Origin of the sequence: Pseudarthrobacter sp. NamE5 (genome assembly GCF_005796225.1) — a bacterium.
Taxonomy (GTDB): domain Bacteria; phylum Actinomycetota; class Actinomycetes; order Actinomycetales; family Micrococcaceae; genus Arthrobacter.
On sequence record NZ_VAHO01000066.1, the window covers coordinates 1 to 218 of the forward strand.

1 pseudogene is annotated in these 218 nt (G+C 64.2%); it reads left to right on the forward strand.

The window, feature by feature from the left end:
* Positions 1-218 (forward strand): annotated as a pseudogene (locus FDW84_RS19100) (glutamine--fructose-6-phosphate aminotransferase); the annotation flags it as partial.

A 218-nucleotide genomic window follows, 5' to 3' on the forward strand; every position in this document is an offset into this window, starting at 1 on the left:
CGGCCCGGAGATCGCGGTGGCCTCCACCAAGGCGTTCCTGGCCCAGATCACCGCCGCGTACCTGCTGGGCCTGTACCTGGCGCAGCTGCGCGGGAACATCTTCTCAGGCCAGATCAAGGACGTCCTGGCGGACCTGAACAAGATCCCGGCAAAGATCCAGAAGATCCTGGATAATGCCGGGCCTCTGCGCGAGCTTGCCCGGAGCATGGCTGATGAGA